The 6,000-nt window shown below is 61.8% G+C and carries 7 protein-coding genes and 1 pseudogene; 3 read left to right on the top strand and 5 right to left on the bottom strand.

Annotated features, from left to right (window positions below; genetic code table 11):
- The first annotated feature begins 109 nt into the window (after positions 1 to 109).
- Entirely contained in the window at positions 110 to 562 is a 453-nt protein-coding gene (locus BHMPCIPO_RS14205; RefSeq protein ID WP_173517349.1) for a VOC family protein, read from the top strand.
- A 47-nt stretch (positions 563 to 609) separates the two neighbouring features.
- Here BHMPCIPO_RS14205 and BHMPCIPO_RS14210 read toward each other — a convergent pair whose 3' ends face one another.
- On the bottom strand, positions 610 to 1,179 hold the full coding sequence (locus BHMPCIPO_RS14210; protein WP_173517350.1) for a transglycosylase SLT domain-containing protein: 570 nt from the start codon (positions 1,177 to 1,179) through the stop codon (positions 610 to 612).
- A gap of 87 nt (positions 1,180 to 1,266) precedes the next feature.
- Here BHMPCIPO_RS14210 and BHMPCIPO_RS14215 point away from each other — a divergent pair, with 87 nt between their 5' ends.
- Positions 1,267 to 2,082 carry a DUF8605 domain-containing protein gene (locus BHMPCIPO_RS14215; RefSeq protein WP_246304321.1) on the top strand — a complete coding sequence of 272 codons (816 nt, stop codon included), beginning with the start codon at positions 1,267 to 1,269 and terminating at the stop codon, positions 2,080 to 2,082.
- Positions 2,083 to 2,109: 27 nt separating this feature from the next.
- Here BHMPCIPO_RS14215 and BHMPCIPO_RS14220 read toward each other — a convergent pair whose 3' ends face one another.
- From BHMPCIPO_RS14220 to BHMPCIPO_RS14230, 3 genes are all read right to left on the bottom strand, one after another.
- On the bottom strand, positions 2,110 to 2,403 hold the full coding sequence (locus tag BHMPCIPO_RS14220) for a GYD domain-containing protein (protein WP_173517351.1): 294 nt from the start codon (positions 2,401 to 2,403) through the stop codon (positions 2,110 to 2,112).
- 245 nt (positions 2,404 to 2,648) lie between these two features.
- Complete coding sequence (gene rpoD / locus BHMPCIPO_RS14225) at positions 2,649 to 4,706, bottom strand: RNA polymerase sigma factor RpoD (RefSeq protein WP_173517352.1); 2,058 nt, start codon at positions 4,704 to 4,706, stop codon at positions 2,649 to 2,651.
- 395 nt (positions 4,707 to 5,101) lie between these two features.
- Positions 5,102 to 5,269, bottom strand: coding sequence for a hypothetical protein (locus BHMPCIPO_RS14230; RefSeq protein ID WP_173517353.1), 168 nt, complete (start codon positions 5,267 to 5,269; stop codon positions 5,102 to 5,104).
- A gap of 117 nt (positions 5,270 to 5,386) precedes the next feature.
- Between BHMPCIPO_RS14230 and BHMPCIPO_RS14235 the strand changes: the two genes are divergently transcribed.
- Positions 5,387 to 5,845 carry a GyrI-like domain-containing protein gene (locus BHMPCIPO_RS14235; protein ID WP_173517354.1) on the top strand — a complete coding sequence of 153 codons (459 nt, stop codon included), beginning with the start codon at positions 5,387 to 5,389 and terminating at the stop codon, positions 5,843 to 5,845.
- Between the two features lie 36 nt (positions 5,846 to 5,881).
- Here the strand turns inward: BHMPCIPO_RS14235 and tdh are convergent.
- Positions 5,882 to 6,000, bottom strand: a pseudogene (gene tdh / locus BHMPCIPO_RS14240) (L-threonine 3-dehydrogenase); the annotation flags it as partial.

The raw sequence follows: 6,000 nt of genomic DNA on the forward strand, positions 1-6,000 counted from the left end.
GGGGCGCAAAGGTTCCGACACCAGCTTAGATTTTTTTTAGGCAGCGCCTGTCGGAACGGGCATCCGCCGTTCGTCCTCGTTGGTACCAATCACCACGGGAGACATATCCATGCAGAAAATCACGCCCTTTCTCTGGTTCGACGACCAACTGGAGGAAGCCATCGGCTTCTACACCTCCATCTTTCGCGACGCCCGCGTCACCGACATCAACAAGGGCCCCGATGGCAAGGCCTTCACCGCGAGCTTCGAACTAGAGGGGCAGCATTTCATGGGCTTGAATGGCGGCCCGCATTTCAAGTTCAGCGAGGCGGTATCGTTTTTCGTGCGCTGCGCCGACCAGGCGGAGGTCGACTATTATTGGAACCGATTGCTCGAAGGCGGCACGCCGCAGCGTTGCGGCTGGCTCAAGGACAAGTTCGGCCTTGCCTGGCAGATCATTCCCGACGCGCTGATGCGGCACCTCAGCGATCCTGATCCGGCACGCGCCGCCCGCGCCCAGCAGGCGATGATGGGCATGATCAAGATCGATGTCGCCGAGCTCGAGCGGGCAGCGGCCGGGTAGCGCCATTCCCGCCCGGCGGTGCAACGGTGTTCGATCCGTGGAGACGGTCAGCTGCCGCAGCCGCGCAATTGCCGGCTATAGAGGGAGGCCATGCCGGCCGCCCGCTTGGCGCCGGCCTTGGCGGTCTCGCTCCAGTTGCCGCGCACATAGCCGGCGTGGCCGTGATAGTAGGCGATATAGAGCCGGTAGGCGTCGTTGAGTGCGATGCCGTTCTGCTGTGCGCTCTCACGGTGGTACCAGGCGATGAAGCGGATGGCGTCGCCGAAGTCCGAGCGTCGCGCCGCCCAGCGGCCGGTCTCGCTCTGGTAGCGCGCCCAGGTGCCATCGAGCGCCTGGGAGTAGCCGTAGGCGGTCGAAACGCGCGTCCAGGGAATGAAGCCGAAAAGCTTGGTGCGCGGCGGCCGCGCATTATGGCGGAAGCCGGACTCGGTATAGATCGTCGCCATTAGGATCGGCACGGGCACGCCATATTCGCGCTCGGCGCTATAGGCGGCACGGCGCCAATTGTTGAATAGGCCATCTCGCTGCTCGAAAACCGCACAGGCATTCCGGGTGTCTCTCGGCACCGTTCCGCAGCCGGCCAGCAACAGGAGGACGACGACAAAAACGCAACGCATCGTAGAACCTCGGGTTTCCGAGAGATTGATAAAGTGTAAACGTTAAGGATCTCTTTTGATTCAAAGGCGAACGATCGGGAGAACGGCATGACGATGTCACGGGTGCTGCTGCCGTTCCTGTTCGCCGTGAGCCTTGGCGGCGCGGCAAATGCCGATGGCATCGATCGGCTTTATCAGAGCGATGCGATCGTCACCGGCACCGGCGAGGTCAACCGGCAGATCGGTTTTCGCGCGTGCCTCAGTGAAGTTTTGGTCAAGCTGTCGGGTGATGCGACGATCCTCGACGCGCCCGGCTTCGCCGCACTCGAGGCGGAAGCCGGCAGCTTCGTCTCGTCCTTTTCCTACCGCGACCGGCTCGAAGGCGTCCCGATCCATGACGAACAGGGCACTCACGACCGCCCGCACGATCTCACCTGCCGCTACGAGCCTGCGACGCTCGACCCGCTTCTCGCAAAACTCGGCCGAAAGCCATGGCTTGAACCTCGCCCGGTGATCACCGTGTTGCTGGCGGTTAAGGATCAGAGACGCCGCTTCGTCTTGGCGAGCGACGGCGATGAAAGCCCCTACATGGCCGACTCGCTCCGCGCGGCCGCCGCACCGCTGGCGCTTTCCGTCGCCCTGCCGGACAGGGCGACCGTTGCCGGTGGAGCCCTGGACTTTGCAGCGATATCGCAAGCGAACCCGGAAAAATTCGCCAGACCCGCGATGCTCGGCAAGGGGGATGTGACGCTTGCCGGCACACTGGTCTGGTCCGATCAAGCCCGCGGCTGGATCGCCAACTGGCGGATGGCGTCGAACGGCAGAAGTTACGCGTGGCAGGTCAGCGGCGTCAGCTTCGACGACGCTTTTCGCAACGCGCTACGCGGTGCGGCCCGCATCCTCTCCGGAAACGGGTCGCCCTGAGCAGTTCCGCTGTCGCTGCCCTTCAGCCTATCCGAGCGAGGCAATCAGTTCGCGATAGGCCGCCTCGGGAAATGCCTTCAGCGTGGTCGAGCGCACATTGCCGGCCATGCCGAGCGTCAGCGCAAAGCGCGCGGCGATCGCGTCATCCGGTGCCTCGACGATGGCCACCATGTCGTAGTCACCCATAGTCAGGAAGAAATGCTTGAAGGAGCCGCCCATCTCACCGAGCACCTGTTTTGCCGCGTCGAGCCGCTTCGGAGACTCGCGCACATTCTTGATACCCTGCTCGGTCCAGTTGAGGAGCATGACATAAGTGGTCATCCTACACCTCCACGGGGCACGATTCACGCCCGCGGTGCGATTGCTCCCGCGTCTTAGACGAGGCGCCCCAATTGCTCCGAAAGCGCGAATATACTCCTGGGCGCAGGGCCTCACAATAAATCACATGGGTGAGGTAGAAACGGGGTGAGGCAGAAACGAAAAAGCCGGGCAATCTTCCCGGCTTTTCGGTCTCTCAATTGTGCCCGACCTTAGCTGTCAAGGAACGAGCGCAGCTTGCAGCTTGCTTAGCTGTCCAGGAAGCTTCTGAGCTTCCTGGAGCGGCTCGGATGCTTGAGCTTGCGGAGCGCCTTCGCTTCGATCTGGCGGATACGTTCGCGGGTGACCGAGAACTGCTGGCCAACCTCTTCGAGCGTGTGGTCGGTGTTCATGCCGATGCCGAAGCGCATGCGCAGCACGCGCTCTTCGCGCGGCGTCAGCGAGGCGAGCACGCGGGTCGTCGTCTCGCGCAGGTTCGCCTGGATGGCAGCGTCGATCGGCAGCAGTGCGTTCTTGTCCTCGATGAAATCGCCGAGGTGTGAATCCTCTTCGTCACCAACAGGCGTTTCGAGCGAGATCGGCTCCTTGGCGATCTTCAGGACCTTGCGGACCTTTTCGAGCGGCATGGCAAGCTTTTCGGCCAGTTCTTCCGGCGTCGGCTCGCGGCCGATCTCGTGCAGCATCTGGCGCGAGGTACGGACGATCTTGTTGATCGTCTCGATCATATGCACCGGAATACGGATCGTGCGGGCCTGGTCGGCAATCGACCGGGTGATCGCCTGACGGATCCACCAGGTTGCATAGGTCGAGAACTTGTAGCCGCGGCGGTATTCGAACTTGTCGACCGCCTTCATCAGGCCGATGTTGCCTTCCTGGATCAGGTCGAGGAACTGCAGGCCGCGGTTAGTGTACTTCTTGGCGATGGAGATGACGAGGCGGAGGTTCGCTTCGACCATTTCCTTCTTGGCGATGCGCGCTTCGCGCTCGCCCTTCTGCACCATCGAGACGATGCGGCGGAACTCGGCGATCGAGATGCCGGTTTCGGTGGCGAGATTCTGGATCTCCTGGCGGATGTCGCGGATCGTCTGGTTTTCGCTCTTGGCGAATTCCTTCCAGCCCTTGCCGGCAAGGTTGCTGATCGACTTCATCCAGTTCGGGTCGAGTTCGGCGCCGGAATACTGCTCGAGGAACGAGTCGCGCTTGACGCCGTAGGACTCGGCAAGCCGCAACAGGCGGCCTTCGTTCTGCATCAGCCGCTTGGAGATGTCGTAGAGCTGCTCGACCAGGCTGTCGACGCGGTTCTGGTTGAGCGACAGCGACTTGACCGCCTTGATCAGCTCGTCCTTGAGCTCCTTGTAGCGGCGTTCCTGGGCCGGCGACAGCGTACCGGTCGCAGCAAGGCGGGCTTCCACCTGCTGGTCCTGCAGCTTGCGCAGCTTCTTGTAGGTCTCGGCGATGATGTCGAGGGTTTCCATGACCTGCGGGCGCAGTTCCGCTTCCATGGCGGCGAGCGAGAGGTTCGACTCGTCGTCGTCTTCCTCTTCCTCCTCGGCCGGCATGACATCGCCGCCGACATTGGTGATGTCGTCGTCGTTGGCGGCCGTGCGCACCTTGCGGGTCTTTTCCTTTTCCTCGGCAGCCTTGCGGTCAGCCTCGATCTTTTCCGGGCTCTGGAACTGCGGCGCGGCCTTGGCCTCGGGACCGGAATAGGTGGTTTCGAGATCGATGATCTCGCGCAGCAGCGTCTGGCCTTCGTTCAGTTCGTCGCGCCAGATGATCAGCGCCTGGAAGGTCAGCGGGCTCTCACAGAGACCGGCGATCATCGTTTCGCGGCCAGCCTCGATGCGCTTGGCAATCGCGATTTCGCCTTCGCGGGACAGGAGCTCGACCGAGCCCATTTCGCGCAGGTACATGCGGACCGGATCGTCGGTACGATCGGTCGGTTCCTTCTTCTTGCTGGTCGCGAGCGCCGTGCCGCCGGAAGGCGCGAGTTCGCCGCCTTCGCTGTCGCCGTCGTCGTCACCGGCCTCGTCGTCACCACCGCCGGCCGCCTCTTCGGCTTCCTCGTCCTCGATCACGTTGATGCCCATGTCGGACAGCATCGCCATCGTGTCTTCGATCTGTTCGGAGGTGACTTCCTCGGACGGAAGGACGGAGTTCAACTCGTCCATCGTCACGTAGCCGCGCTTCTTGGCGGCCTTGATCATCTTCTTGACAGCGTCGTCGGAAAGATCGAGAAGCGGACCGTCCGGAGCACCTTCGCGTTCTACGTCAGCTTCTTCGTTTTCTTTGACTTTGGTTGCCATTTAGTTCGTCGCTTTCCTTGTCGCAACCGGCGTTAAGTCCGGTGCCAATGCCGCTCGAAGGTTCGGGCACGCCGCGTACCCGCCACCGAATCATTTCCCCTGACGTAACGGGATGATGTTTAATTCCTGTTTAACCACGAGTGCGATCGTGGCAAGCGGGCAAGCTCCGACAGTCCTGCCACTGAAACGCCTCTGGCATGATTCCCTAACCGCCGTGTCACTTCGCCATTTCTTATTCGGAAATGGTGATTCCCATAATTTTCGATCCCGTCAAGCATTTCCGCTGAAAAACCGGCTGATTCGGCAAAAATCGCCGTTCCTATCGCTTTTTGGGGTTTATCAGCTTCCGCTGAAGATGTAGGCGCTGCCCGCCAAAAGACAAGGGTGCCCGCGATTTAATCGGCAAGGTCCCGTTGTGCCATATCCGCACCCGCAACCAGAGCTTCATCTTTCCTTTGCTGCCCAGCCGAGCGGCCGCCGTATTTGACGATCTTGACCACCTCCAGATCGAATTCGGCAGGCAGCACCTCCAGGCAAGCGAGGGGCAGCGTGGCGACGCGCACGCAAAACAATTTCCCGAACGGCCCGTTTCTGCCGAAAGTTCGCAAGTTTATTCCGGCTTTTTGCTTGCGCCCGACCCGATCGCAGACGACCTTCGCCGCCGATTTATGGAGGCCCAGATGCTCATCAAGGAAACCGACGCCATGCGAGTGCTATCGATCGCCCGGCGCCTCACCATTCCCGACGTCAAAAACGAAAGCGCCGCACTGGCGCCTGTCATCGAGGCGGAGATCGAGCGCGCCGGAATGACGCCCGCCGGGCCCTGGATCTTCATCGCGCAGAACCTGCCGAAAAACGCCAAGACCCGGTTCGACTGGCGCATCTGCCGCCCGGTCACGGGCGGCGACGACTATCGCGGCGAGCTCGACCTGATCAATCTCGAGCCGATCATGGTCGCGTCCACCCGGCATCAGGGGCCGATGCGCAGCCTTTTCACCCAGGGCTACGCGCCGCTCGTCGAGGAGATCGAGATGAGCAGGCACAATTTCTCCGGCGAGAGCCGCGAGATCTATCATCGCTGGGCAGGCCAAGGCGCTCGCTACCACGAGATCGAGATCCAGTTCGGCCTCGCCAACTGAGCCGCCGCGCAACACATGCACGACGGCCCATAGGGCTTACCAGTCCATCACGACCTTGCCGGAATTGCCGGAGCGCATGGCCGCGAATCCGTCGCGGAATTCGTCGATCTTGATGCGGTGGGTGATGACCGGGGAAAGGTCGAGCCCGCCCTGGA

This window comes from Ensifer sesbaniae, assembly GCF_013283665.1.
Classification (GTDB): domain Bacteria; phylum Pseudomonadota; class Alphaproteobacteria; order Rhizobiales; family Rhizobiaceae; genus Ensifer; species Ensifer sesbaniae.

What these genes read in the sequence shown, in the direction of transcription:
- rpoD (WP_173517352.1), bottom strand. Translation starts at nt 4,706, where the DNA reads ATGGCAACCAAAGTCAAAGAAAACGAAGAAGCTGACGTAGAACGCGAA.
- BHMPCIPO_RS14205 (WP_173517349.1), top strand. Translation starts at nt 110, where the DNA reads ATGCAGAAAATCACGCCCTTTCTCTGGTTCGACGACCAACTGGAGGAA.
- BHMPCIPO_RS14220 (WP_173517351.1), bottom strand. Translation starts at nt 2,403, where the DNA reads ATGACCACTTATGTCATGCTCCTCAACTGGACCGAGCAGGGTATCAAG.
- BHMPCIPO_RS14235 (WP_173517354.1), top strand. Translation starts at nt 5,387, where the DNA reads ATGCTCATCAAGGAAACCGACGCCATGCGAGTGCTATCGATCGCCCGG.
- BHMPCIPO_RS14210 (WP_173517350.1), bottom strand. Translation starts at nt 1,179, where the DNA reads ATGCGTTGCGTTTTTGTCGTCGTCCTCCTGTTGCTGGCCGGCTGCGGA.
- BHMPCIPO_RS14215 (WP_246304321.1), top strand. Translation starts at nt 1,267, where the DNA reads ATGACGATGTCACGGGTGCTGCTGCCGTTCCTGTTCGCCGTGAGCCTT.